Here is a 25,505-nt window from a genome sequence, read left to right as displayed (position 1 = left end):
CTCCGATCGAAGCGCAAGGCCATCGCGCACAGGGTGCGCTCCTGCCCGATCCGCCTGCTAAGCTCGGCGTTTTGGTCGTCGCCACGGGGCGCATGCGCATGCAGCAGCCGGACGGGAAACCACACGCCATGCCGGTCGGCAACCTGCCGACGATCTGGCGTCACCTGCTGGAGACGCCCAGGGCGCCGGCCGGCGGTGAATCCGTCGTGTTGGGCTTTTTCCTCGAGGTGATGCCGGACGAAGGCGCCGCCGCGGCGCACCTCGACGTGGCGCCGGTGCTGCTGGCAGTGGGCGAGCACGGCCGCTACCTGCGACCCACGCCCCTGGACGGCCATCTGCTGGTGCAGGCGCCACTGCCGCCGCACGAGCAGCGCCTTGCAGCCGCCGTGCTCGGCCTGCCGCAGAGCCAGCGCAAGAGCCGCAACTATGCGCGGCTGGGCGGCCACGTCGGCGACAGCCTGCTGGTCGAACTGCTGGACACCGCCCCCTGTTTCCTTGGTGGCCTGGCCGGGCTGCGGCTGTCGCGGGGCCGCGCGCATGCGCTCAACTGGCACTGGCAACTGGAGCCGGACGGCAGCCAGCGCCTGTTGCCGCAGTTGCCGCACAGCCAGCGCCTGCTGCGCATCGACGGCCTGTGGTACCTCGATGCCGAGCACGCCACGCTGGGCCATCTGGAAGCCGCGCCCGAAGAGACGGCATGGCTGGACCTGCCGCCGTTGAAGCACGACTACGGTCACAGTCTCGCCGAGGCGTTGCCGGTCAGCCGGCTGGCCGCGCGCATCCCGCCGCCGCAGGTGTTCGAGGAACTGCAGCGTGCGGAACTGGCGCCCCGGCCGGTGCTGACCCTGCACGCGTTGACCCGCCATGCGCGCCTCGCCGCCGGCACGCCGCCGCTGGCGTGGGCGCGGCTCTCCTTCGACTACGCCGGCGAACGCCTGCCGGGCCGCGGCGGCGAGCCGCTGGTGCGCCGCGTGCGCAACGGCCAACTGGTGGAGATCGCGCGGCGCCGCGCGGAGGAACTCGCCACCATGGAACACCTCGAACGCGCCGGCCTCACGCCTGCGGTGGATACCGAAGGCCTGCCGTGGGACATGGCGGATACCTTGCCCGACGACGCCTGGCTGTTCCCCGGCACCGGCCACGCCGGCGCGCTGGAAGTGAACACGCCCGCGCGCTGGCTGGCGCTGCGGCCCAAGCTGGAAGCCGACGGTTTCGTGCTGGAGTACGCGCCGAGCTTCCCGTTCGAAGTGCTGGAAGGCCCGGTGCGCTGGTACGGCCAGGCGGCGGAAGACGCCGACGACCACGCCTTCGACCTGGAAATCGGCATCGAGCTGGAAGGCAAGCGCCACAACCTGCTGCCCGCGGTGGCGCAGGCGCTGGCCGACCACCAGCTCAACCTCAGCCCCGCGCCGAACGAGCCGGAAGATGCCGTGTGGTATGCGCCGGTGGACGAGCGCCGCCGCGTGCCGGTGCGGCTCAAGGAGCTGCGCGGCCTGCTGGCGCCGCTGGCCGAATACCTGGAGAAGCCGCGCGACAAGCTGCACCTGCCGCGCGTGCAGGCCGGTCGGCTGGATGAGCTGGTCCAGGCGTTGCCCAGCGACGGTGCGCTGGAGGCGCCCGAAACGCTGCGCGGTTTCACCACGCGCCTGCGCGACGCCGCCGAACGCGCCAGCGATACCGTGCCCGACGGCCTCACCGTGGAACTGCGCCCGTATCAGCGCGAAGGCCTGCGCTGGTTGAACGCGCTCGCCGAAGCCGGCGTGGGCGGCGTGCTCGCCGACGACATGGGCCTGGGCAAGACCCTGCAACTCATCACCCACCTGCTCGTGCTGAAGGAACATGGCGCGCTCAACCAGCCCGCGCTGGTGGTGGTGCCCACCAGCCTGATCCCGAACTGGCAGTCCGAAATCGCGCGTTTCGCGCCCGCGCTCAAGGTGCTCACTCTGCATGGCCCGCAGCGCGCCGACGCGTTCGCCCAGCTCGGCGCGCAGGACATCGTGCTCACCAGCTACGCGCTGCTGCCGCGCGACGTGGTGCCGCTGCGCAAGCAGCCGTTCGCGCTGATCGTGCTGGACGAGGCGCAGCAGGTGAAGAACCCGCGCACCCAGGCGCGCCGCGCCCTGCTCAGCCTGCGCACGCGCCGCCATGTCTGCCTCACCGGCACGCCGCTGGAAAACCACCTCGGCGAACTGTGGTCGCAGGTGGATCTCGCCGTGCCCGGCCTGCTCGGCGACGAGAACGCGTTCCGCCGCTACTACCGCGTGCCGATCGAGAAGCAGCGCGACGAGGAATGCCAGCAGCGTCTCAACCGCCGCCTTGCGCCCTTCATCCTCCGCCGCACCAAGGCGCAGGTGGCATCGGAGCTTCCGCCGAAGACCGAGATCACCCGCCGCGTAGTGCTGGAAGGCCGCCAGCGCGAACTCTACGAAGGCCTGCGCCTGTCGCTGGCCGAGGAGCTGCGCGAGGTGATCGCCCAGCGCGGCATCCAGCACTCCGGCATCGTGGTGCTGGACGCGCTGCTCAAGCTGCGCCAGGTCTGCTGCGATCCGCGGCTGGTGAAGCTGGAAGCGGCGCGCGGCGTGCAGGGCTCGGCCAAGTTCGAGCTGCTGATGGACATGCTGCCGCCGCTGCTGGACGAAGGCCGCAAGGTGCTGCTGTTCTCGCAGTTCACCGGCATGCTCAAGCTGATCGCGCAGGAACTGGATCGCCGGCACATCCCCTACGTCACCCTCACCGGCGAAACGCGCGACCGCGCCACGCCGGTGCAGCAGTTCCAGCAAGGCGAAGTGCCGCTGTTCCTGCTCTCGCTCAAGGCCGGCGGCGTCGGCCTCAACCTCACCGCCGCCGACACCGTGATCCACTACGACCCGTGGTGGAACCCCGCCGCCGAGGCGCAGGCCAGCGACCGCGCGCACCGCATCGGCCAGGACAAGCCGGTGTTCGTGTTCCGCCTGATCACCGCTGGCACGGTGGAGGAGCGCATCGAGGAGCTGAAGGCGCGCAAGGCCGAACTCGCCGAGGCCGTGCTCGAAGGCGGCGGCAGCCGCGAGAAGCTCAGCTTCGACCAGGACGACCTGGACGCGCTGCTGGCGCCGGGTTGATATTTTTGCGCCGCAAATTCATGCGGTATGAGAATGGTTGGACAATGCAATTGGGTAATTAAAGCAGGTGGTTTCGAATGATTCGCGGGTGCAATTTTATGCGTGATCGTTGTACTTTGGCCTGAAGTTGACAGGTTGGACGGATTCATTTAGCTTCACCTAGGCACACTGTTCATGCGTGTGCATTTCGAAGTGTTCATTTTATTTTTGCTTTGGATTTATAAATTACACGGAGAGAAAAATGAAATTTCGTACTAGGCATTTTGCATGTGCAGCAGCGGTGACTGGATTGATTTTCGCTGGAATTGGCACCGCATTGGCTGCGGCTAAGCCTGGCGGTGGGTTTTATACTCCGTATTACAGTGATGCCTCGCATACGACGATGGTTGGCGCTTTTGGCATCTCGTGTAGCACTGGCATGCCGGTGAGCTGGGGGCAGACGACGGCATTCGCTGGGCCTGAAGTGCATACCACGTGTGGTGGTGGGTGGGGTCTGCCTCCGGATCCATACGCGCCCATGCCGTAATAACGGGAGTGGCTGCGAGTGCCATGCCGCTTGCAGGCTCAATAGCTAGGCCGATTGCTCTTTGAAAAATTTGGCCTCTTGATTGCAAGATCCGCTATTGGCTTTCTTTCGTTTTATGCAGGCGTCACGTCATCTGGTGTAATGCGTCTTTTCGATAAAATCGAAAAGACGCATTACTGTGGGTCAATGTGAGTCATAAGCCATTTCCTGATTCCCCACCTGTCGCATCCTGTGATGCGACAGGTGGGGAATCAGGAAGGAAAGAGTGCGATCCATCTTGCACGGGTCCATGCGGAGCGGAAGCGAAACTTCGTAGGGCAACATTTCTGGGCGCGGGGCTACTTCGTGTCGACGGTAGGGCGAGATGAAGAAGTGATTCGAGCGTATATCCAGAATCAGGAGAAGGAGGATGATCGACTCGATCAGCTGGAACTCTTGCGTTAGCCCAGCCACCGCAAGGTGGCGCCGACCCAGGGGGGCGTTAGCGCCCCCGCAGCTGCTTTGAGCGGCTCACATCCAAAAGCCCCGGCTCTGCCGGGGGATGGTTACCTGATTCACTAATATATAACCTTGTCTACTACGATTGAGCTGATTAGGCTGATAAAATTTTTGCCGAAATATTTTCAAGTTTAGCTATTTCGGTTGACGGCTGTACTCGGAATCATGTCGTAGGCTTTGCGATGTCGATTGATGGCAGGCCCTTTAAAAGGGCCTGCCATCGTGCAGCTTCCTATTTCGTCCTGAAGGTATGCTCGCAGTTCGTTTATGTAGATGCGCTTTGGTGAAGTTCAAGATCTAGTCACAAACAATCTTGCTTCGATCATGTGACAAGTCAAAATCCCTCTTGTGGGGATCCGCGTTCGGTGATATTAAAGAGGGGCAGCTAAATGGCTGCGTAGGGAGAGACTAGTATGAAGATTGATCGTACTTTTATTGCAGGATTGCTTGGTGTGTCCGTCATGTCAGTAAGCGCGGTAGCTTTAGCTGCGCCTTCAGAGCAAATTATTATCACTTACTATTCAAGTGCTGCGAAGACTGTGCAGGTGGGGCAGGAGGCAATTTATTGCACTGGCGCCAACGTTCGGTCGGGTACAACGACTGCATATTTCACCGAGCAAGTCACCAAGTGCTTTCCCTACAACCCGAATCCCTATCCTTATGGTCCATAGTGTTACTCATGCCCCGCCCTTTATAGGGCGGGGTAACTGATTGATCATAGATGAAATTCAGCTTATCCAAAGCTTGGGCTATATTTTTTGTTATAGGCACAGAGTTCTTGGGATCTGCTAAGTTTTTATAAGTTATATTGCGTCCTATTCACGCAACATATATCTGGCTCTACTACTTTAACCATTAACTGACGCGATCAAGTTTTCGTATTTATCGGCAAAGGGTGGACTTCTACTACTTCTCATCGAATGGCCTGTGTCGATCGCACAATAGAGTTTCCATTTTTTTGAGGTGCAGATATAGATGATTGCGAGCTTTAAATTACCCTGGTTTTGGTGTGTTTTTGTAAATGGCAAAGGTTTTGCACCGAGGTAATCAATTTGCATCGAGGTGATTGAATGGTCAACATGGATGAGTTGACCCGCCATTATCGGGTAGGTGGGCAAGCCATCTCTGCACTTGATGGAATAAATTTGAACGTACCGCGGGGCCAGTTTGTGGCCATCGTTGGGCCATCTGGTTCGGGTAAATCGACCTTGCTCAACATGCTCGGCTGCCTGGACCGTCCCGATCATGGGCGCTATCTACTCGATGGCGTCGATGTTTCCACCTTCGATGACGAACGCGCCAGCGATTTCCGCAATCGGCGCATCGGTTTCGTGTTCCAGGCCTTCCATCTGCTGCCCCGGCTCAGTGTGCTGGAAAACGTGCTGCTGCCGCGCCGTTTTCTGCGCGGCCCTGACGAGGGACTGGAAGAACGCGCGCGCATGCTGCTCGCCCGTATGGGGCTGGAGCGGCATCTTGTGCACCGGCCCGGCCAGCTCTCCGGTGGCCAGATGCAGCGCGTGGCGATCGCCCGCGCCCTCTTGATGAAGCCCGCGTTGTTGCTGGCCGACGAACCCACCGGCAACCTGGATTCGAAAAGTGCCGCGGATGTGCTGGCCCTGCTTGCGGAAGTGCATGCGGCAGGGCAGACCATCGTGATGGTGACCCACGACGCCGAAGTCGCCGCGCGCGCGCAGCGGCAGATCGGCCTGCGCGACGGAAGGATCGGGCATGATTCGTTGGCCTGAAGCCCTGGCGTTGCTGTTCGTGTTCGTTCCGGCGGGGGCCGGTGCCGTGGTGTTCACCGGCGAAGTGCAGGTGAACGGTGCACAGGGCATCTATACGCCGCCATCGCTCAGCTCGCCGGTGGTGCTGCGCTACTACGTGGGCGATGGCAACCGGGTACGCAAGGGCGACGAGCTGCTGCGCATCGACGCTGGTCCGGCCGAGAGCCAGTTGCGCACCCTGCAGGCGCAGATTGAACAGACGGAGGCGAAGAACGTCAAGGAAATCGCCGAACTCGAGCTCAAGCAGGTCGATGCGGAACTGGCGCTGGCCGATGCACAGGCCGAACGCGACACTGCCGCAGTGGACGCGGCCATCCCCAGGGCGTTGATCTCCGCGCTCAACTACGACCGCTACCAGGGCGAGATGCGCCGCACCGAACAGGCGCTGGCATTGAAGAAGACGGAGGCTTCGCAGGCTGCTGCCGCGGTGACGCGGCGAAGCGAGGACGGTGCGCTGGAACTGCGCAAGCAGCAGTTGTCACTGGGTTTCTATCAAGGCCAGGTGGCGCGTGCCGTGGTACGGGCCGAGCATGACGGCACGGTGGTGCATGGTTTCGACAACCTGTTCGGCGCCGGTAGCCGCTACGAAGAGGGTTCGTCCAGTTATCCCGGCACCGAGGTGGGCGAGGTGGTGGGTACGGGCAGCGGCTACGCCGTGCGCGGCTGGGTGCTGGAGCCCGACAGCGCCGGCCTGCACGCGGGCATGCCGCTGCGCCTGCACTTCGACGCGCTGCCGGGCCACGATGCCATCGGTCGCATCCGCACGATTGCGGCGGCGCCTTCCAGCAAGAGCGCCTGGGGCGATGGTCGCTACGTGGAGGTTGGCGTGAGTTTGCCAGCCGACCTGCACATGGCGCTGCTGCAGGGTATGAGCGTACGCCTGGACAGCGACCTCGACGATCCGGGCGACCGCGAGTCCACGGGGCTGCCGCACCGCGGCAAGCCGCTGCAAGTGGATGGAGAAATCTATGCCCAGCGCAGCCTGGCGATTTCGCCGCCGGCGGTGGACGGGCTGTGGCAGATGACCGTGACCCAGATGGCGGGCGACGGCGCCAAAGTGAAGAAGGGCGACCCGGTCGTGGTGTTCGAAGGCACCACGGTAATGAAGGACCTCACCACCAAGCAAGGCCAGCTCGACGAGAAGCGGCGCAGGCAGGAACAGTTGCGGCTGGATCTGGCGGACCGTGCGCGTGAGGCGGAGCTCGCCACCGCACAGGCCAAGGCCGACCTCGACAAGGCCGTGCGCAAGGCGAACCAACCGAAGGAATACGTCGCGCGGGTGGACTACAGCAAACTGGTGATCGCACGCAGCAAGGCCGAGCGCCGCTACGCGCTCACCGAGCAGCGCGCTCGTGTGGCCGCCGCCGAGCGCGCCGCCGAGCAGCACATGGCCGATGCCGAGGTGACCCAGCTAGACGCGGAAGTGGCCAAGCTGAAGGCTGCGCTGGCCTCGCTCAGGGTGCCCGCTCCGCGGGACGGCATCGTGCTGCACCAGAGCAGCTTCGGCGGCGGCAGGGTGGACGTCGGCTCGCAGATCTGGATGGGTCAGTCGGTGGCGCAGATGCCGGACCTTTCCACGCTGGCCGTGCGTGCCGCACTGCCCGAGCGTGACCTTGATTGTGCGCAGATCGGCCAGCGGGTGCGCGTGGTGCTCTCTGGGGGCGGTGAGCGCGGTCTGGACGGACGCATCGCCGAGATCGGCAACACCGTGCACAGCCGCTCGCGGGTGGACGCGGTGCCGGTGGTCGATCTGGTGGTGACGCTGGATCAGGGGCTGGCCGGACTCAAGCCGGGCCAGGCGGTACAGGTCGACATTCCAGCGCAGGGAGCGGCAACGCGATGAAGACGCACGGTGCAGGCCTGCTCTGCCTGCTGTCCTTGTCGTTGGGCGCCTGCCGCCACGCCGCCACGGATGGCCTGGTGCTGGAGCGGGCGCAACCCGGGCCATTGCAGTTCACCGTGCACGGCGAGGGCGAGTTGCAGTCGACCCATCCCACGCCCCTGCTGGTGCCGGGTACACAATGGACGTCGCGCCAGCTCAGCTGGATGTTGCCGGACGGCAGCCGGGTGGAGAAAGGCGAGCTGGTTGCGCGTTTTTCGGCCGAACAGAGCAAGCAGGATCTTGCCGAGGCGGAAATCGACCTCGACCGCAACACGTTGGAGCGCACTGGGAAGCAGGCCGAGCTGGCCGTCAAGCGCGGCCAGCTGGGCGTCGACCTCACCCAGGTGGAGACGCAATACGCGATTGCCGAGCGTTACGCGAACGTGCCATTGGAGGCGATGGCACGCAACGACATCCTCGACGCGGTGCAGGATGCGCACTATCTGGAAGTGCGCCAGCGCATCCTGCAGTGGCGCGAGCAGCAGTCGACCGCGCGCGGCGAGGCCGAGCTGGCCGTGCTGGACGCCCAGCGCAGCAACTACGCCACCTTGGAGAAGCAGAAGCAGGGCGATCTCGATGCGCTGGAATTGCGGGCGCCGCATGCCGGTGTGCTGATGCTGGAGCGCAACTGGGCGCAGCAATTGCCGCAGGTGGGCGGCACCCTCTTCGCCGGTGACAGCTTCGCCAAATTGCCCGACCTCGACACCCTGGAAGTGGAACTGTTCGTGCCGCAACTCGAGGCTCGGGGCATCCGGGTGGGTGATGCCGTGGAGTTGCATCGCTGGGGTGCGCCTGCCGAACGGGCAAGCTGCAAGATCGACTGGGTGGCCGCGGCCGCGCAGCCGCGCAGCCAGGAAAGCCCGGTGAAATACCTCGCGCTGAAGGCCAGCGTGCCATTGGCCGTGGCGCGTCGCTATGGCTGGGTGCCAGGCCAGCGCTTCGACGCCAGCATCGTGCTGTTGCAGGTTGAGCGTGGCTACAGCGTGCCCAATCTCGCTCTGGGCCAGGATGGCGACCAGGCCACGGTACAGGTGCTGGCCGATGGGCGGCGGCAGACGCGCCGGCTCGAACTTGGCGTGCGTGGCCCCACCCGTACCCAGGTGCTGGCTGGCCTGCAGCCCGGCGATGCCGTCCTGCTCGCGGCGGCGGCGAAGGAGGCGAAGTGATCGCGGCGAGCTGGCGCGAAGCCATTGAGGAACTGTCGCGGCGCAAGCTGCGCACCCTGCTTACCCTGCTTGGCATGATCTTCGGTGTAGGCGCGATCGTCGCCATGCAGGGCGTGGGCGAGGGCAGCCGGCGCGAAGCGCTGAGGCTGGTGGAAAGCCTGGGTCTGCACAATCTGATCGTCGAGGCCAAACCGCAGGATGGCGATGCGCTGAAGGAAGCGCGCATGCGCAGCCTGGGGCTCACCGTGGCCGACGCGCGTGCCGCCCTGGACGTGGTGCCATTGGCCGAACGCTATGCCGCCGAGAAGCGGATCAAGCATTGGGCCGTGTTCAGCAGCGAGGGACAGGCCGAGGCCGAGGTCAGCGGCGTCAGCCCGGATTACTTTCTGCTTGCCTCATTGCGCGTCGCTGCCGGGCGCGAGCTGACCGCGCACGACGACATCACCTTGGCGGCGGTGGCCGTGCTGGGTCATCAGGCCGCGCACGAGCTGTTTCCGGATGGTAATGCGCTGGGGCGGCTGCTCAAGGTCAATCAGGTGTGGCTGCGCGTGGTCGGCGTGCTGGCCGACCGGGATCTCGGGCAGGACAAGTTCGAAGGCGTGGCACTGGATGCGGACAGCAACCGCATTTTCGTGCCGCTGGCCAGCGCGCGGGCGCGCTTTCGCTTCCAGCCGATGGAAGATGGGATCGATCGTTTCCTGCTGCAGCTGAAGAGTCCCGGCGGACTCACCGCCGGCGCGCGCGTGTTGACCGCGTTGCTCGACCAGCGTCACGCCGGCATCGACGACTACCAACTGGTGGTGCCGCAGCAGTTGTACCAGCAGAACCAGAAGACGCAGCGCATCTTCAGCGTGGTGATGGGCTCGATCGCGGGCGTCAGCCTGCTGGTCGGCGGCATCGGCATCATGAACATCATGCTGGCCAGCGTGCTGGAGCGGCGCCGCGAGATCGGCCTGCTGCGGGCGATCGGTGCGCGCAGGCAGGACATCGTGCAACGCTTCCTGCGCGAGGCGCTGGTGATCTGTATCGCCGGTGCGCTGATCGGCATGGTGTTCGGCGCGGCTTTGGCCTATGCCATCGCCGCCTTCGCGGGCTGGCAGGTCGCCTGGGCGCCACTGGGGGTGCTGGCCTCTGTGCTGGTATGCGTGGCGATCGGCCTGGGCTTCAGCATCTACCCCGCGCGCCAGGCCGCCGCGCTCGATCCGATCGCGGCGATCCGCGACGAGTGAGGCCGGGTGGGCCAGTCGCGCTGCCCGTTGGCGCCGGCCAAGGTGCCGCGTGCAATGTGTCCGCGGATACCCGGGTGACGAAGCGTGGCTTGGTCAGCACGCAGGCAGGCCACGGTGTCGCGCAGGCGCTCGCGCTCGCGTCGGCTGGGCTGGGCGAAGGCCACGCAGGAACCGGTCGAGGTAGGTGAATCGTTTCACGTGGCGGTTGCCAAGGAACGCGGCGACAGCACGCCGAAACGCACGCGGCGGCAGGTGTCGCATGCGCTGCGCCGACACAAGGCGGCCTTCTGGATGACAGCGTCCTCCGTGGATGACACGGTCGAGCTTGCGCAAATGAGCCGACGCGGCTGAAGTCGGTGACTGGCCGGAACTGCCGATGGCACGTTCAGCATCAAATGCTCAGGAGAGCACTGGACGGCTTTTTCCGGGTGCTGCTCCCGGTCATGGAAGTGCCATTCTCTTGACGAAAGAAATTCATACGACGTATGTTTATGAACATCGTTCAAGAAAGGTGTCCGGGATGAAAGGTGCAGAGCCAACGCCGGAGCCCGCGGGGCGCAGGCAACGGAAGCGGCAGAAGACGGCGTCTCATCTTGCGGACGTCGCCTTCGGGTTGTTCGAGGAGCAGGGCTACGAGGCGGTCACGATGGAGCAGATCGCGGCCGAAGCAGACGTGGCGAAAGCCACGTTGTACAGCCATTTCCCGATGAAGGAGGCGCTGGTTGCCCATCGGCTCAGGGACGAGATCGTCGAGGGCATGTCCGCGCTTGCCGACCAACTGGCGCGCCACCGCAGCTTCGTGTCGCGCATGCAGTTCCTGTTGCGCGAATCCGCGGCATGGCATGCGGCGAAACGCACCTACCTTCCGCACTATCTGCGCTACCTCCACAGCATCGCCGATACCGCCGACGGCGGCGCCATCGAGGATTCGGGCAGCATGGCGACGTGGAACGCGCTGGCCATGATGTTCCGGGCCGCGCAGCAGGACGGCGAGGTGACCCGGGCCATTCCCGCCGGGCAACTCGCCTGGTCGCTGCAGTACCTGCTGTACGGCGCGGTCACGCACTGGCTGCTGCATCCCGGAACCGACCTGGCGAAAGCCTTCCTGCAGGCATTCGCCCTGCTGATGAACGGCGCCGCCGCGGACAGGCCGGCCCGTGTGCGCAAGCCGGCCTCGACCGGCAAGACAAGCCCCGGGAGCAGCCGATGACGGCGCAAGCAGAGGCCATCCGGCCGTGGCCCCTCGGCCTGCCGTTGCTGCAGGCCATCCGCCGCGACCCGTTCGGCTTCGTGGCGCAACTGCGCGCGCGGTACGGCGACACCGTGAAGCTGCAGGTGCTCTCCACCAGCATCCACTACCTTTTCCGGCCCGAGGCGGCGCGCCAGGTGCTGGTGAACCACCAGGACGATTTCGCGAAGGACCCGCGCGCGCTGGACATCATGCAGTCGGTGCATGGCGCCAACGTGATCACGACGGAAGGCGCCGTGTGGGAGCGCCAGCGCCGGATGCTCGCGCCCGCCTTCGCGCCGAAACGGATCGCGGCGTGCGCGGCATTGATGGCCGCGGCGGCGGACGAATGCGCCGGCGGGGAACTGCCGGCCACGCCCGGCGCCAGCAGCGTGATCGACGTGGACGGATTGACCACGCGCATCACGATGGACGTCATCCTGCGGGCGCTGTTTTCCTGCCGGTACGGGCCGGAGGAGGCCGCCTCCGCGTCCGCAGCCATCCGCGCGCTGTCGCGGCAGCTGATGCGGGAGTTTTTCTGGCCGGTGCGGCCGGTGGCGGGATTGCCCTATCCGGGACGTGCGGAAAAGGCGCGCAGCCTGGCCGTGATCCACGGCCTGATCCGGGCGCGGATCGATGCGCGCAGGCGCGACATGGCTGGCGGCGCGGATGCGGGGGAGGACATTCTTGGCCTGATGCTGGCGGCGCGCGACGAGCAGGCCGGGGCATCGCATGAGGCGCTGGGCGATGCGGAAATCCTGGACAACTGCGTCGGCCTGTTCGGCGCCGGGCACGACACGTCGGCGACCGCGCTGACCTGGTGGGTGGGATTGATGGCCATGCACCCGGAGATCGCCGCGCGGGTACGCGACGAGGTGGCCGACCTGCCGGAAGAGCATGCCGCGGCGGCCAGCCAGGTGGTGGAGGCGCGGTTGCTCAACGCCACGATCAAGGAGGCCATGCGCCTGTATCCGCCGTCGGCGGCGACGTTCGCGCGGCGTGCATTGCGCGACGTGGAAATAGACGGCCGGATGATTGCCAAGGGTGCGCTGGTCGTGGTCTCGATCTGGAACCTGCACCACGACGAGCGCTGGTTTCCCGAGCCCGGCGCGTTCCGCCCCGAGCGTTTCCTGCCGGGCGCACCGGCCCTGCCGCGCAGCGCCTTCATGCCGTTCGGCATCGGGCCGCATTTCTGCCTGGGACAGCAGTTCGCCACGGTGGAAATGGCCTTGATCGCGGCGCGGCTGATCCGCCGCCACACCTTCTCCCTGGTCGACGGTGCGGCCCTGCCTGCCCCGGTGGTGGATCTGGTGCTGAAGCCGCGCGAGCGCTTGCAGGTACGGTTCACCAGCCTCGCCTGATTCGTCGCGGCGAGCACCCCGTGCCGCGGATGGCCGGCGGTTCCATGCCCGGGGCATCCGCGGGGCGGTGCACCGGGCATGCCGGTCCAATGTCGCCCTGTTCCGGCAGTCCATCGATCTGGATGTCCAGTCGCTCATCCGGAGTGCGCGGAGGATTCGGGCTGCCCCCTTGTGGCAGCGCCGGACCATTTGGGTCAGCAGATGGCACGTCGGGCCGGCACATTTCCCGTCGCATGGGGCGGAGGATGTGCGTGAAGCGTGTCGCATGACACGCAGGAAGTGCGATGGATGCCGCATTGCCGGCGTATCGGGCCGGTGCGAGCCGACAACCGGGTTTTCTGGTACGAAACTCGCTTGTTCTCAATGACCGCATACAGGCGCATCATCGGCGCCGTGGCTCGCTACCCTGGGGGAGGGCAGCATGAACAAGCACATCTGGGACAAGGATTCGATCGGCTTCTGGCTCGCGGTCTGCATTTACCTCAGTGCATCCGCCGGCTGGCTGATGGTGCATTTCCAGATAATCCGCTGAGCGTCCTGGCGGGCTGGTCCTGACGGCGCCGTCCGCGCGCCGGGCCCAGTCGCGTTGCGCCGATGGGTGGCACCTTTCCCGACAAGGATGCCGTGGGCAATGCCGGCATGCTTAGCCGGGCTCCTGCTCCCTGGCGTCCGGCGCGAACTTGCCGTCCTCGGCCAGGCGCGCGAACAGCCCGCCCTGGCGGATCAGCTCGTCGAAGCGCCCCTGTTCCACCAGCCGGCCCTGGTCCAGCACGAGGATCAGGTCGGCGTTGCGCACGGTGGACAGGCGGTGCGCGATCACGAAGGTGGTGCGGCCGCGGGTGAGCGCGTCGAGTGCGCGCTGGATGCGTGCCTCGGTGGCGTTGTCCAGTGCGCTGGTGGCTTCGTCCAGTACCAGGATGGGCGCGTCCTTCAGCATCGCGCGGGCGATGGCGAGGCGCTGGCGTTCGCCGCCGGACAATGAGCGACCGCGTTCGGCGACCAGCGTTTCCAGCCCTTCCGGCTTGCGCGCGATGAAGGCGGCCGCCTCGGCGGCGGCGACGGCTTTCTCGATGTCCTCGAGTCCCGCATCCGGCTTGCCCACGCGCAGGTTGTCGAGGATGGAGCGGTAGAACATGCCCGGGTCCTGGAACACCACGCCGATGTTCTGCCGCAGCGAATCGAGCGTGACGCCGCGGATGTCGTGGCCGTCGATGGTGACGGTGCCGCCTGACGGATCGTAGGCGCGGTACAGCAGGCTCAGCGCGGTGCTCTTGCCGGCGCCGGTGGGGCCGACCAGGGCGATGGTGTCGCCCGGCGCGGCGCGGAAGCTCAGTTCGTGCAGTGCCGGCTGCACCGGGTCGTAGCCGAAGCTGACCTTGTCGAACACCACCTCGCCGCACACGCGCGGCAGCGCGATGGCGCCCGGTGCATCGACGATGCCGGGGCGCAGGTCGAGCACGGCGAAGAAGTCCTCCAGCGATTGCGTCTGGAAGAACAGCGTGGAGAGGAAGCTGGCGAACTGCTCCAGCCGGCCGATCAACATGATCGCGAAGCCCACGAAGCTGACGATGCCGCCCACGGTGATCTCGCCGCGCGCATGCAGCGACGCGCCCAGCGCGAAGATCGCCACGATGGTGAGCGTGCTGGCCGCGCGGTTCAGCACCGACAGGATCGCCCAGCCGCGCAGCACCGGATATTGCGCGGCCAGCACGCGCGTCATCATCGATTTCAGCGCCGTGGCTTCGGCACTCAGCCGCGTGAAGCTCTGCACCACGGTGACATTGCCGAACACGTCGCCGGCGCGCGTGGCGATGGCGTTGTGCAGTTCCTCCACCTCACCCTGCGCCTTGTGTGTGCGGCGCACGGTGACCGCGTTGGAGATCGCGAAGACGAGCATCAGCGTGATCATCAGCAGCGCCAGCTTCCAGTTCATCGCCAGCGCCACCGGCACCATCACGAGGATGGACAGCAGGGTGGCCAGGTGTTCGCGGAAGAAGCTCAGCCACAGGTTGAACAGGTTGCTCACGCCGTTGTTCATGATCCGCGCGAGGCGGCCGGTGTGGTACTCGCCATGGAAGGCCAGCGGCAGCGCGGCGGCATGCTCGAAGAACGCAGCGATGGCGGCCAGCCGGCGCCGGTGCGCGAGGCGGTCCGCATGCAGCGACGCCCACACCGCCGCCGCCACGCCGCCGAAGCCGACCAGCGCCCACAGCGAGATCAGCCGTGGCGCATCGCCCGCACGGGTGGAAGACAGCGCGTCGACCACGCGGCCGAACAGCACGGGTTCGAGGAAGTACACGCCGGCCAGCGCGAGGTTGGCCAGCGCCAGCGCGACCGCCAGCCTGCGTTCGGGGGCGAGCAGCGCGAGCACGCGCGCGTACAGTCGCAGGATGGGCATGGCGGGCAGCGCTCCTTGGCGGTCGGGCGGATCAGGGCCGTGTTGCCGATTTTGCCCGCATGCCTGCGGGAGCGCTGCTGCCGGATCCGCTCAGGCGACGGCCGCGCGCGCGGCACGCGGGTGCGGGCGCCTGCGGTACTCGTCGCACAGGTGCTCGACCAGGGCGCGGTGGTCCGGCAGGTCGTCGAGCGCCTGCGTGGCCGCCTGCCGGATCATGGCGAATTCCCGGCTGGCTTCGACGCCGCGCGGGTAGGCGCCGCGCAGGGGTTCCAGGTCGGTCTGGAACTCCATGCCGTAGAGCATGTATTGCCAGCTGGACACCAGGAACATTTCCAGGTCGCCGACGAAGTCGAGGCGGTGCGGCGGCCGGTGCCGCCATTGTGCCAGCTTGTCCTGCAGGCTTTGCGGGATGGTGGCCGGGTCGGCGTTGTCGATCCAGAAGGCCGAGTCGCGCCGTTGGCTCAGGCAGTAGTGCATCTTGATGAAATCGACGATGCGCTCGTAGCGCGCGGACATCATTTCATTGAAGTGGCGCGCCGCGCGGCCCATGTCGCCGCGGTCGCCCGGCAGCAGGTGGGTGAGCAGGTAGGCGCCCAGCTCGACCAGCGCGATGCCGGTGGACTCCAGCGGCTCCATGAAGCCGCCGGACAACCCCACCGCCACGCAGTTGCCGCGCCAGGCTTCCGGGCGGTAGCCGTTGTCGAAGCGGATGTGCATGGCCTCCTGGCCGTCGGCCGCGCTGCCCAGGTAGCGGCGGAAGGTTTCCTCGGCCCGCGTCGCGTCGACGTGCCGCGAGGAATACACGTAGCCGACCCCGCGCCGCTGCTGCAGGCCGATGTCCCAGACCCAGCCCGACTCCTGCGCGGTGCACAGGGTGAACGAGGGGATGGGCGCGTCGGGGCGCGGGTAGGGCGCCTGCATGGCGACCGCGCGGTCGGTGAACAGCACGTCGCTGCAGCTGCGGTACGGCGACTGCAGCGCTTCGCCGATCAGGCAGGCGCGCATGCCGGTGCAGTCCACGTACAGGTCGGCCTCCAGCTCGCCGAGTTCGGCGGTGACCAGCCGGGCGATGCCGCCGTTGTCGTCCGGCACGGCGCGCTCCACGGTCGCCACGTGCCGCCGGATGCCCAGCGCCTGCTGGCCGTGTTCGGCCAGCAGCATGGCGAAGCGGCCGGCGTCGAACTGGTAGGCGTGGTTCATCGGACCGAGATAATCGGCGTCGCGTGCGCGCTTGGGCGCGCGCGAGCGGTCGACCAGCAGGCTCTGCATGGTCACCGCGTCGGCGAAGCCCAGGCCGGCGGGCGCCGTGCCCAGCAGCCAGTACGGCAGCAGCTCGGGGCCGCCGGGGCGCTGGCTGGGCACGCTGAAGGGGTGGAAGAAATGTTCCCTGCCGGGCGTGCCGGGTGGCCGCACCCAGTGGCGGAAGCGGATGCCCTGCTTGTAGGTGGCGCAGGCTTCGACCAGGAAGCGCCGCTCGTCGAGGCCGATGGCCGACAGGGTGCCGCGGATCGACGGGAAGGTGGATTCGCCGAAGCCGATCAGGCCGATGCGGTCGGATTCCACCAGGTGCACCTGCACGCTGGCCGGGTTGGCGGCGTTCACCGCCTTGGCCAGATAGCAGGCCGTCAGCCAGCCGGCGGTGCCGCCGCCCACCACGAGTACCTTGCGCAAGCGCTGCATGCCCGCTCCTTTGAAGAAGAAACGCCGGGCTCCGGTCGGGGCCCGGCAAACGCCATCCCGGGGAGGGTGGGCGGCGCCCCCGATCGGGCGGTGCCGCCGCAGAATGGCAAACCGTGGGCGGCGCGCGGTGGCCCGGCGCCGCCCGTGCGTCGCGTCAGAACGAAGTGCCGAACTGGATGCCGTAGGTGCGCGGGGCGAGGTACTCGGACACGTACTCGAAGCTGCCGTTGGGCATCAGGAAGCGCGAGGCGTTGGTGCGCACCTTCACGTCGGTGACGTTCTGCGAGTACACGCTGACCCACCAGCGGTCCTGCGGCTCGCTGTAGCGCAGCGACAGGTTGCCGAGGAAGTACGCCTTCTGCTGGTCGCCGCTGCCCAGGTTGAACGGGCTGAGCCACTGCATGCTCTGGTACTGGCCGCTGAAGCGCGGCGTCACGCGGCCGCCGTTGGACAGCACGAAGTCATGCTCGTAGATCGCGGACAGCGACACCGTCGGCGCGTGCGCCAGGTCGTTGCCGGTGATGTCCATGCAACTGGCGATGCCCGACTGCGGCGCGCACGCCGGCAGGCCCTGGTAGTCGTTGCTGCCGGCGTATTGCAGCGTGCCCAGCGTCTTCTTCGGGATGTACGAGAACACCAGGTTCGCGCGGTCGTACTGTTGCTGGAAGGCCAGCTCCGACTCGAAGCCGATCACCTTGGTGCTGCCACCCACGTTGGAGAAGCCCAGTCCCTGGTTGCCGTTCGGATAGGTGATCGGCGCGGAGAGCTGGAAGTTCTTGAAGTTCTCGTAATAGGCCGCGCTGTTCCAGGTCAGGTGGCCGTCGAGGAAGGAGAACTTGGCGCCGATCTCGTAGTTGGTCAGCGTCTCCGGCTTGTACAGCGTGCCGGCGTCCTCCGTGCCGCCGGACTTGTAGCCGGTGGACACGCTGGCGTACAGCAGGCCGTGCTGGCCGACGTCGGTGTCGATGCGGCCCAGCCACGTCCACTGGCTCTTGGCGTACTTGGCATCGTTGTAGGTAGACACCGCGAAACCGGTCGCCGGGCCGGGGATGGTGCTCGGCGCGATCGGCACCTGGGGCACGTCGGCATCGTAGTCCCAACCCCAGCCGCGGCCGTCGACGTTGCGCTTCTCGTCGTTGGACCAGCGCACGCCGGTGGTCAGGCGCCAGTGGTCGGACATGTGCCAGGTGGCCTGCCCGAAGATGGCGCTGGAATTCACCAGTTCCTCCGGCTGGATGAACGAACCCTGCCACGCCACCGTGCCGTATTGCGTGCCGTTCATTTGCGGGATGTCGAAGCGGATGCTGTTGTCTTCGTGCCCGTAATAGGCGCCGACGATCCAGTCGATGTCCTGCTCGCCGCGCGACTTCAGGTCGAGTTCGTGGCTGTAGCTCTGGTAGATGGAGGCGTTGGTGCGGTCGTCCTGGTAGACCCCGCCGGTGGTGAAGCTGGTGGGCACCTCCACGCCGACGTCCTGGTCGTAGTCGCTCTGCCCGGAGAAATGGTTCACGCCGGCGACGTAGCTCAGCTCCATGCCGTCGTTGATGTCCCAGTCCATGCGGCTGCGCAGCGTGCCGGAGTTGCGGTGCAGGTAGGGCGCCGTGTCGATCAGCGCGGACCAGAACGACTGGCCGGCGCGCGGCGTCTGCATCAGGCTGAGGTCGGGCGTGCCGCGGTCGGTGAAGTATTCGTAGGAGAGGTCCCAGCGGAACGAGTCGCTGGGCTGCCATCGCGCGCTGACGCGGGCGGCGGACTGGTTCTGCGAGTTGTACTTGGCGCCGTTGTGCTCGTACTGGCTCGGGTCGATGGCGCGGAAATTGGCCAGCGTGCCGCCCGAGGCGAGATAGGTCGCCTGCTGTTGCGCCACGCTGGGCAGTTCGGTGGCCGGGTTCTGGTAATCGACATAGCCGTCGTGCTGCTCGTGCACGATCGCCACGCGCATCGCGAAGGTGCTGCTGACCGGCAGGTTGATCGCCGCGCGCGTGCCCGACTGGCCGTAGTTGCCGGCCTCGATCTCGGCGTAGCCGGACACGTCGCCGCCGACGTCCGGCTTGGCCGTCTCGAAACTGATCGCGCCGGCGGTCGAATTGCGCCCCCACAGGGTGCCCTGCGGGCCGCGCAGCACCTGCACGTCGTCCATGTCCAGCAGCAGGCCGGCGGCGGCCTCGGCGCGCGCCGTATACACGCCGTCGACGAAGGTCGCGACCTCGGGGTCGGCGTACTCGGTCTTGGCGCTGTCGTTGCCGATGCCGCGCATGGTCAGGGTGACCACGCCGTGGTCGCCTTCCGAGGTGCCTTGCAGGCCCGGCACCAGCGAGGTCAGGTCCTGCACCGTCATCACGCGCTGCTTGTCGAGCGTGTCGGCGTTGATCGCGCTGACCGCGACGGGCGTTTTCTCCAGCGGGGTCTCGCGCTTGGTGGCGCTGACCTCGACGGTGGCGAGCTGCTGGACTTTCTTGTTCGCTTTCGCCGGCGCGGCCTGGGCGGTGGAATCCTGGGGAGGCGCGCCTTGCCCGGCGGCCTGGGCCAGGCACGGAGCGAGGGCGAGCGACATGGCGGCGTACAACGCTGAGTAGCGCAACTTCATTTTGGAACCCCTCTGTCTGTTCTTGACTGACGTATGTGCCGTCGGCAAGGCCGCGGCGGCTGGTTGCTTCATCCCCGAATGACAGCGCTGTCTATCTTGGATGTGACAGCGCTGTCATTCCATGCTAGCGCTGTCCTTCAGGCAAATCATGCTGCGGTGCGAAATGGAGGAATGATCAATTTTCATCAGCTGATTCCCCGTTTTCATATGCGAAGGGCGGGTAGCGTCCGCGCGATGCCGTGCCGGCATCGACGGCCCGGTTCGTCCGGGAGTCGCCCGGCCATCGGGCTTTGCGCGATGTGCATCCGCGTCGTTGCGCCAGGTTCCGCGGCACCCAGGTGAATGCGACCGGAGAAGCCGGGCGTGACGACAGCGATGGACTGCAAAACATGCATCCGTGCATCGCGGCCGAAGCCCGTGCCGGCGAGGGTGCGCGGCACGCGGCACGCGGCGCACCGCTAGCGCGGGCACCCGACCACGCGGTCGGCGTTGGTGCCCAACGCCGCGCCGGAGATCGCCAGGCGCGCACCCTTTTCCGCTTCGAGCACGAAGGGCGCCACGATGTGGTGCATGTCGGCGCCGGCGGCGCGCAGGCATTTCAGCGGGATACCGACGCGCTGCCAGCCCGCCGCTGCGGGCGCGTTGCCGAGCGCGACGCGGCCGCGGCAATCGTGGCCGCAGCCCATGCCTATCCACACCGACGCGGCGGATGGCGATTCCACGCGCAGCGTGGCGACCAGCATCACGTCGCCATTGGTCTGGCGGTCGAGGTCGATCGGGCTGGTGGACGCCACCGTGAGCGATGCCGCTCCATTCCAGTCGAGGCGGCGCGCGTCCTCCTGCGCCTTGTAGTCGATCGCCGTCATGCGCAGGTGGTCGTCCGCGGTGGCGGCCGGCGTTGCGCCCACCGCAACGACCTGGCCGTCCGCACCGGCGAGCGAGAGGGTGTAGCCGGCGGTGGCCTTGCCCTTTTCCAGGTAATCGTCCACGCGCCTCTCGTTGCCGCTCACGCCGGATTGCTCCGGCAGCTTCGGCAGGGTCACGTGGTCGGCGTAGGTGAGGCCGTAGCCCAGCGGGAACTGCGGCTTGCCGCCGGCCACGGCGGTGCCCGGCCAGGCGAACGCCAGCGTGCCGTGGAAGTCGTGGTCGATCGTTCCGTCCGGCTTGCGCAGCAGCACGTCGGCCACGCCGCCGCCTTCGCTGCCCGGCAGGCCCGCGGCGACGAACGCATCCGCCGCGTTGATCTCGCGATTCACCCACAACGGTCGTCCGCTGAGGAACACGGCGACCACGGGTATGCCCTGCGCGCGCAGGCCGCGGATCAGCTCGAGGTCGTGGTCGTCGCCGGGATGGAACAGCAGGTTGGCGATGTCGCCCTGGAACTCGGCGTAGGGCGATTCGCCGAACACCACCACGGCCACGTCGGGCTTGCGTTTGTAGTGGCCGTCGGGCGCGATCTCCGCCGTGCCGCCCGCCGCCTTCGCCTGTGCGGCGATGCCCGCCCCGATGGATTGCGCGCCGGGGAAATCGGCATTGCCCAGGCCCGTGCCCTGCCAGGTCAGCGTCCAGCCGCCGCTCTGCTGCGAAATGCTGTCGGCGCCTTCGCCCGCGACCAGGATGTGCCGGTGCGGGTCCAGCGGCAGCAGGTTGCCGTCGTTCTTCAGCAGCACCAGCGACTCGCGCACCGCGCGTCGCGCCAGCGCGCGATGCGCCGCACTGCCGACCACCTGGTCGGAATCGCGCGCCAGCGGCTGCGTGGACGGCGCGCCCGCGGTGAACAGGCCCATGCGGAACTTCACGCGCAGGATGCGCGCCACCGCGTCATCCACGCGCGCCATCGGGATCGCGCCCGACTTCACCTCGGCCAGCGTGTGTTCGTACAGGCCGCGCCAGCTGTCCGGCGCCATCAGCATGTCGGCGCCGTTGTTGTAGGCGGCAGGGCAGTCCACGTTGCTGCAGCCGGGAATCTGGCCGTGCGCGTTCCAGTCGCCGACGACGAAGCCCTGGAAGTCCATGCGCCGCTTCAGCACGTCGGTGAGCAGGCCCTTGTTGCCCAGCATCTTCACGCCGTTCCAGCTGGAGAACGAGGCCATCACGGTCTGCACGCCGGCGGCTATCGCCGGCGGGTAGCCGGCGGCGTGCGTGGCGATCAGCGTGCGTTCGTCGATCTGTGCGTCGCCCTGGTCCTTGCCGTCCTTCGTGCCGCCGTCGGCGAGGAAGTGCTTGGCGCTCGCGATGGCGTGCGCGTCGTCGAGGAAGTCGCGCGTGCCGGGCGTGCCCTGCAGGCCTTCCACCATCGCGCCGGCGTAGCTGGCGACCACGCGCGGATCCTGCGAATAGCCTTCGTAGGCGCGGCCCCAGCGCAGGTCTTGCGGCACCGCAAGCGTGGGCGCGAAGCTCCAGTTGAGGCCGGTGGCGCGCACCTCGGCCGCGGTGGCGGCGCCGATGGCGCGCAGCAGCGCCGGGTCGTGCGCGTTGCCCAGCGTCGAGTTCTGCGGGAACAGCGTGGCGCCGACGGTGCCGTTGTCGCCGTGCACCGCGTCGATGCCGAACAGCGGCGGGATCGCCGTGTGGCCGCCCGAGCCGTCCATCGCGGCGTGGTAGAACGCGTCGGCCAGCGCCTTCCATTGCGCCGCGGTGGCGAAGCGTCCGCCGCCCGGCTTGGAGTTGCCGCCGGCGAGGATGGAGCCGAGGTGGTACTGGCGCATCTGTTCCGGCGTGATGCTGGCGATGTCGGCCTGGATCAGCTGGCCGACCTTGTCCTCCACCGACATCTTCGCCATCAGGGCGGCGACGCGCTGCTCCAGCGCCGCGTCCGCCGGCAGCGGCCAGTGGGCCTGCGGCCACAGGGCCGGATGCACGGTGGTGGTGCCATCGCCCAGCGCGATGCCGAGGGGGGCGCCGGCCAGCGCCGCGGCAAGCAGGATTCGGGTCAATGGCAGGTATCGGACGGGCATGCACGCGCTCCTCTGGGGCGGCCACGGGGCCGCTCGCGAGGCGGTACTGTCGGGCAATTATGACAGCGCTGTCAAATCATGATGCGGCATGCCGCGCGCCGTTCGGGCGGGAGCGGTATCCGTGGACAGTCCGGGGAGGGATGCAGGGGGCGCCGGCGCGGCGCGATCAGCCCGGCGCGGCGGCGGTCGATGCGCGCACCTGCAGTTCGTAGGGGATCTGCACGAGCCGCCCCTTGCCGCGCCCGCGCAGCTGCTCCAGCAACTGCTGCGCGGCGAGCCGGCCCATCTCGCGGCTGGGTTGCCGCACGGTGGTCAGCGAGGGCCAGAGCTGGGTCGCCATCGGCGTGTCGTCGAAACCGCAGACGGAGAGGTCGCGCGGCACCTTGAGGCCGATTTCGTTGGCCGTCCACATCACGCCGGCGGCCATGTCGTCGTTCGCCGTGAAGATGGCGGTGGGCCAGCGCTTCAGGCTGAACAGCCGGCGTGCCGCGACCACGCCCGAGCCGAAGGTGAATTCGCCCTGCACGATGTACTGCGGATCGACCGCCAGGCCGGCGGCGGCCAGCGCGTCCTTGTAGCCGGCCAGGCGCCAGCGGCTGGCGCCGTGGTCGGCGATGCCGACCACGTGCGCGATGCGCCGATGGCCGAGGCCGACCAGGTGGCCGACCAGGTCGCTGGCCGCCCGCTGCTCGTCCATGAAGACGCCGACGATGCCCTTGTGGTGCATGGGCGAGATGCAGGCATGCGCCACGCCGTGCTCCTGCAACCGCGCCAGCAGCTTGCGGTTGTCGGTGAGCGGCGGCGTCAGCACGACGCCGTCGATGTGGTGGTCGGCCACCAGCGCGTCGATGCGGCGGAGGAAGTCCTGCCCATGCACGCGCAGCGGGCAGACCATCATGCTGTAGCGGTGCGCCTCGCAGGCCTCGAGCACGCCGTCCTGGATTTCGGCGAGGTAGGTCGACGCGGGGTTGTCGTTGTTGTCATACAGCATCGCGACCAGGAACGAGCGCCTGCCGGCCAGCCCGCGCGCGGCGGGGCTGGGGCGGTAGTTCATCGACTCCATCGCGGCCAGCACCTTCTGGCGCGTGGCCTCCTTGACCGAGGGTTCTTCGTTCAGGACGCGGGAAACCGTCTTCTGCGAAACGCCCGTGGCGCGCGCCACGTCTTCCAGCCGTACTCGCATGGTGGTCCGGTTCTCCTGCCGCTGCCTCGCAACGCGCGATGGCCGGATAGTCAGCCCCGCGCCGCCACCTCGTCAATGCGCTTCAGCATGTCGGCGGGATCCTCGTACACCCGCAGCGCGCCGGAGCGGGCAAGCTCGTCCTCGCCGTAGCCGCCGGAGAGCAGGCCCACGCCGATCGCGCGCGCACGCTGCGCGGCGAGCATGTCCCACACGCTGTCGCCGACGACGATGGCGTGGTGGATGTCCACGCCCAGCCGCTCGGCGGCGGCGAGGAACAGGTCGGGGTCGGGCTTGGCGTGGCGCACCTGGTCGCGCGTCACCACCGGCACCTTGGCCGGATCGACGCCGAGGGCGTCGAGGTTGTGCCGGGCGGTGCGCAGCTGTCCGCTGGTGGCGATGGCCCAGGGAATCTCCTGCCCGGTGAGGTAGGCCAGCAGTTCGCGCGCGCCGGGCAACGGTTTCACCGCGCCTTGCGCGTGCAGCCGGTTGAACGCCTCGGCGTGGGCATCGTAGAGCCGCTGGCGGCGTTCCTCGCTAATTTCCAGCCCGGTCTCGCGCAGCAGCACGCGGGTGAACAGGCCGCCGCTCATGCCGATGCGGCGATGGATGCGCCACACCGAGAGGTCGATGTCCTCGGCGTCCAGCGCCTCCTTCCACGCCAGCACGTGCTGGTAGACGCTGTCGACGAGGGTGCCGTCGAGGTCGAACAGGAAGGCGGTGTTGCGGCGTGACATGGCGAGTCCGTCAATTGGGGAGGTCTGGATAGCCGACTCTCTAACTCGTCATTCCGGCGAAAGCCGGAATCCAGTGTCGTCGGCTTCGACCTGGAAAATCACTGGATCCCAGCCTTACCAGCCTTCGGCTGTTGTGAAGCGCCTCGCCGGGATGACGACTTTAACTGCGCGGCTGCAGCGAATGCCCCGCCGCACGCAGCGCGATGGCCGCCGCGCCCAGCAGGCCGGCCTCGGGGTGGACGATCGCCAGCGTGGGCACGCGCTCCATCGTCTCGCGGAAGCGGCCCTTGGCCTCGAAGCGCTCGCGGAAGCCGCCGCGGTGCAGCCACGGCAGCAGGAAGGGCAGCACGCCGCCGGTGAGGTAGACACCTTCCCAGCCGCCCAGGCTCAGCACCAGGTCGCCGGCCACGCTGCCGAAGATGCCGGCCAGCGTTTCCACCGTGCGCACGCACAGCGGGTCGCTGCCCGCCTCGGCGTGCGAGGTGATGTCCTCGGGCGAATATTCCTCGGCCGGCTGGCCGGCGATGTCGGCCAGCGCGAGGTAGAGGTTGACCAGGCCGTTGCCGCAGATCATGCGCTCGTTGGAAACGCGGCCGAAGCGCGCGTTGAGCCGGTGCAGGATCTCCACGTCCTCGGTGGTGTGCGCGGCGAAGCCGGCGTGGCCGCCCTCGCTCTCCAGCACGATCCACTGCTCGTTGCGCCACAGCAGGCCGGCCACGCCGAGGCCGGTGCCCGGGCCCATCACCACGAAGGTCTGCGACTGCGGCTGGTCCAGCACCGGCGCGCTCAACGGGCCGACCGGCGACAGCGAGTCGGCGGACAGCAGCGGCACCGACATGCTCTGCGCCGCGAAGTCGTTGACCAGGTGCACCGCGTCCATGCGCAGCTCGGCCTGCAGGGCCTGCGCCGAAATCGCCCACGGGTTGTTGGTGACCTTCACCGTCTCGCCATTGGCGATGCGGCCCGCCGCGGCGATCACCGCCTGCGCGGCGTGGCCGCCGGTGTCGGCGAAATACTGCCGCGCGGCGTCCGCCAGCGAGGCGAAGTCCTTGACCCGGTAGCGCCGGATGCTGTCCATGCGCAGCGGCGTGGCAACGTCGTCGCCGGCCAGTGCGAAGCGCACGTTGGTGCCGCCCAGGTCGGCGAGCAGGGTGGGGGAATTTCCTTGGGGCATCGGAGGGGAACCTGCAG

The 25,505-nt window shown here is 67.4% G+C and carries 17 protein-coding genes; 10 read left to right on the top strand and 7 right to left on the bottom strand.

Annotated elements, in window-relative coordinates:
- The first annotated feature begins 98 nt into the window (after positions 1-98).
- The 10 genes from IHE47_RS16005 to IHE47_RS15960 all read left to right on the top strand — a co-directional run bounded on the left by IHE47_RS16005 (position 99) and on the right by IHE47_RS15960 (position 12,775).
- On the top strand, positions 99-3,101 hold the full coding sequence (locus IHE47_RS16005; RefSeq protein ID WP_192107683.1) for a DEAD/DEAH box helicase: 3,003 nt from the start codon (positions 99-101) through the stop codon (positions 3,099-3,101).
- 721 nt (positions 3,102-3,822) lie between these two features.
- Positions 3,823-4,071, top strand: coding sequence for a transposase (locus IHE47_RS16000; protein ID WP_343227506.1), 249 nt, complete (start codon positions 3,823-3,825; stop codon positions 4,069-4,071).
- A 467-nt stretch (positions 4,072-4,538) separates the two neighbouring features.
- Positions 4,539-4,796: a DUF6289 family protein gene (locus IHE47_RS15995; RefSeq protein ID WP_192107681.1), complete on the top strand. Its 258-nt coding sequence runs from the start codon at positions 4,539-4,541 to the stop codon at positions 4,794-4,796.
- A 399-nt stretch (positions 4,797-5,195) separates the two neighbouring features.
- Positions 5,196-5,870 carry an ABC transporter ATP-binding protein gene (locus tag IHE47_RS15990; RefSeq protein ID WP_192107680.1) on the top strand — a complete coding sequence of 225 codons (675 nt, stop codon included), beginning with the start codon at positions 5,196-5,198 and terminating at the stop codon, positions 5,868-5,870.
- Positions 5,854-7,752 (top strand): HlyD family efflux transporter periplasmic adaptor subunit, encoded by a 1,899-nt coding sequence (locus IHE47_RS15985; protein ID WP_192107678.1) that lies wholly within the window; start codon positions 5,854-5,856, stop codon positions 7,750-7,752. Before IHE47_RS15990 ends, IHE47_RS15985 begins: the two co-directional genes overlap by 17 nt.
- Positions 7,749-8,957 (top strand): HlyD family efflux transporter periplasmic adaptor subunit, encoded by a 1,209-nt coding sequence (locus IHE47_RS15980; protein WP_192107675.1) that lies wholly within the window; start codon positions 7,749-7,751, stop codon positions 8,955-8,957. Before IHE47_RS15985 ends, IHE47_RS15980 begins: the two co-directional genes overlap by 4 nt.
- Entirely contained in the window at positions 8,954-10,186 is a 1,233-nt protein-coding gene (locus IHE47_RS15975; RefSeq protein ID WP_192107673.1) for an ABC transporter permease, read from the top strand. The genes IHE47_RS15980 and IHE47_RS15975 overlap by 4 nt, the downstream gene beginning before the upstream one ends.
- 198 nt (positions 10,187-10,384) lie before the next feature.
- Complete coding sequence (locus tag IHE47_RS15970) at positions 10,385-10,537, top strand: hypothetical protein (RefSeq protein ID WP_192107671.1); 153 nt, start codon at positions 10,385-10,387, stop codon at positions 10,535-10,537.
- A gap of 25 nt (positions 10,538-10,562) precedes the next feature.
- Positions 10,563-11,396, top strand: coding sequence for a TetR/AcrR family transcriptional regulator (locus IHE47_RS15965; protein WP_225562014.1), 834 nt, complete (start codon positions 10,563-10,565; stop codon positions 11,394-11,396).
- Positions 11,393-12,775 carry a cytochrome P450 gene (locus IHE47_RS15960; RefSeq protein WP_192107669.1) on the top strand — a complete coding sequence of 461 codons (1,383 nt, stop codon included), beginning with the start codon at positions 11,393-11,395 and terminating at the stop codon, positions 12,773-12,775. The genes IHE47_RS15965 and IHE47_RS15960 overlap by 4 nt, the downstream gene beginning before the upstream one ends.
- A gap of 643 nt (positions 12,776-13,418) precedes the next feature.
- On the opposite strand, the gene IHE47_RS15955 is transcribed toward IHE47_RS15960, so the two are convergent.
- The 7 genes from IHE47_RS15955 to glk form a co-directional block, all read right to left on the bottom strand.
- The gene (locus tag IHE47_RS15955; protein ID WP_192107663.1) at positions 13,419-15,173 is read right to left on the bottom strand and encodes a glucan ABC transporter ATP-binding protein/ permease; all 1,755 of its coding nucleotides are present in this window, start codon (positions 15,171-15,173) and stop codon (positions 13,419-13,421) included.
- Between the two features lie 90 nt (positions 15,174-15,263).
- The gene (locus IHE47_RS15950) at positions 15,264-16,853 is read right to left on the bottom strand and encodes a tryptophan halogenase family protein (protein WP_192107661.1); all 1,590 of its coding nucleotides are present in this window, start codon (positions 16,851-16,853) and stop codon (positions 15,264-15,266) included.
- A gap of 154 nt (positions 16,854-17,007) precedes the next feature.
- Positions 17,008-19,440, bottom strand: coding sequence for a TonB-dependent receptor (locus IHE47_RS15945; protein WP_192107659.1), 2,433 nt, complete (start codon positions 19,438-19,440; stop codon positions 17,008-17,010).
- 458 nt (positions 19,441-19,898) lie between these two features.
- Complete coding sequence (locus IHE47_RS15940; RefSeq protein WP_192107657.1) at positions 19,899-22,397, bottom strand: glycoside hydrolase family 3 N-terminal domain-containing protein; 2,499 nt, start codon at positions 22,395-22,397, stop codon at positions 19,899-19,901.
- Positions 22,398-22,563: 166 nt separating this feature from the next.
- Positions 22,564-23,580 carry a LacI family DNA-binding transcriptional regulator gene (locus IHE47_RS15935; protein ID WP_192107655.1) on the bottom strand — a complete coding sequence of 339 codons (1,017 nt, stop codon included), beginning with the start codon at positions 23,578-23,580 and terminating at the stop codon, positions 22,564-22,566.
- 50 nt (positions 23,581-23,630) lie between these two features.
- Positions 23,631-24,314, bottom strand: a complete 684-nt coding sequence (locus tag IHE47_RS15930) for an HAD family hydrolase (RefSeq protein WP_192107653.1) — start codon at positions 24,312-24,314, stop codon at positions 23,631-23,633.
- 160 nt (positions 24,315-24,474) lie between these two features.
- Complete coding sequence (glk, locus tag IHE47_RS15925) at positions 24,475-25,488, bottom strand: glucokinase (RefSeq protein WP_192107651.1); 1,014 nt, start codon at positions 25,486-25,488, stop codon at positions 24,475-24,477.
- Positions 25,489-25,505 lie beyond the last annotated feature (17 nt).

The organism is Rhodanobacter sp. DHB23 (genome assembly GCF_014842975.1).
In the GTDB taxonomy this organism is placed as follows: domain Bacteria; phylum Pseudomonadota; class Gammaproteobacteria; order Xanthomonadales; family Rhodanobacteraceae; genus Rhodanobacter_A.
This window is presented reverse-complemented; position numbering and strand designations above follow the sequence as displayed.

Coding starts and splice junctions, on each gene's coding strand:
- IHE47_RS15990 (WP_192107680.1), top strand. CDS start 5,196: ATGGTCAACATGGATGAGTTGACCCGCCATTATCGGGTAGGTGGGCAA.
- IHE47_RS15935 (WP_192107655.1), bottom strand. CDS start 23,580: ATGCGAGTACGGCTGGAAGACGTGGCGCGCGCCACGGGCGTTTCGCAG.
- IHE47_RS15945 (WP_192107659.1), bottom strand. CDS start 19,440: ATGAAGTTGCGCTACTCAGCGTTGTACGCCGCCATGTCGCTCGCCCTC.
- IHE47_RS15995 (WP_192107681.1), top strand. CDS start 4,539: ATGAAGATTGATCGTACTTTTATTGCAGGATTGCTTGGTGTGTCCGTC.
- IHE47_RS15955 (WP_192107663.1), bottom strand. CDS start 15,173: ATGCCCATCCTGCGACTGTACGCGCGCGTGCTCGCGCTGCTCGCCCCC.
- IHE47_RS15980 (WP_192107675.1), top strand. CDS start 7,749: ATGAAGACGCACGGTGCAGGCCTGCTCTGCCTGCTGTCCTTGTCGTTG.
- IHE47_RS15940 (WP_192107657.1), bottom strand. CDS start 22,397: ATGCCCGTCCGATACCTGCCATTGACCCGAATCCTGCTTGCCGCGGCG.
- IHE47_RS15960 (WP_192107669.1), top strand. CDS start 11,393: ATGACGGCGCAAGCAGAGGCCATCCGGCCGTGGCCCCTCGGCCTGCCG.
- IHE47_RS16005 (WP_192107683.1), top strand. CDS start 99: ATGCAGCAGCCGGACGGGAAACCACACGCCATGCCGGTCGGCAACCTG.
- IHE47_RS15950 (WP_192107661.1), bottom strand. CDS start 16,853: ATGCAGCGCTTGCGCAAGGTACTCGTGGTGGGCGGCGGCACCGCCGGC.
- glk (WP_192107651.1), bottom strand. CDS start 25,488: ATGCCCCAAGGAAATTCCCCCACCCTGCTCGCCGACCTGGGCGGCACC.
- IHE47_RS15965 (WP_225562014.1), top strand. CDS start 10,563: ATGGCACGTTCAGCATCAAATGCTCAGGAGAGCACTGGACGGCTTTTT.
- IHE47_RS15985 (WP_192107678.1), top strand. CDS start 5,854: ATGATTCGTTGGCCTGAAGCCCTGGCGTTGCTGTTCGTGTTCGTTCCG.
- IHE47_RS15930 (WP_192107653.1), bottom strand. CDS start 24,314: ATGTCACGCCGCAACACCGCCTTCCTGTTCGACCTCGACGGCACCCTC.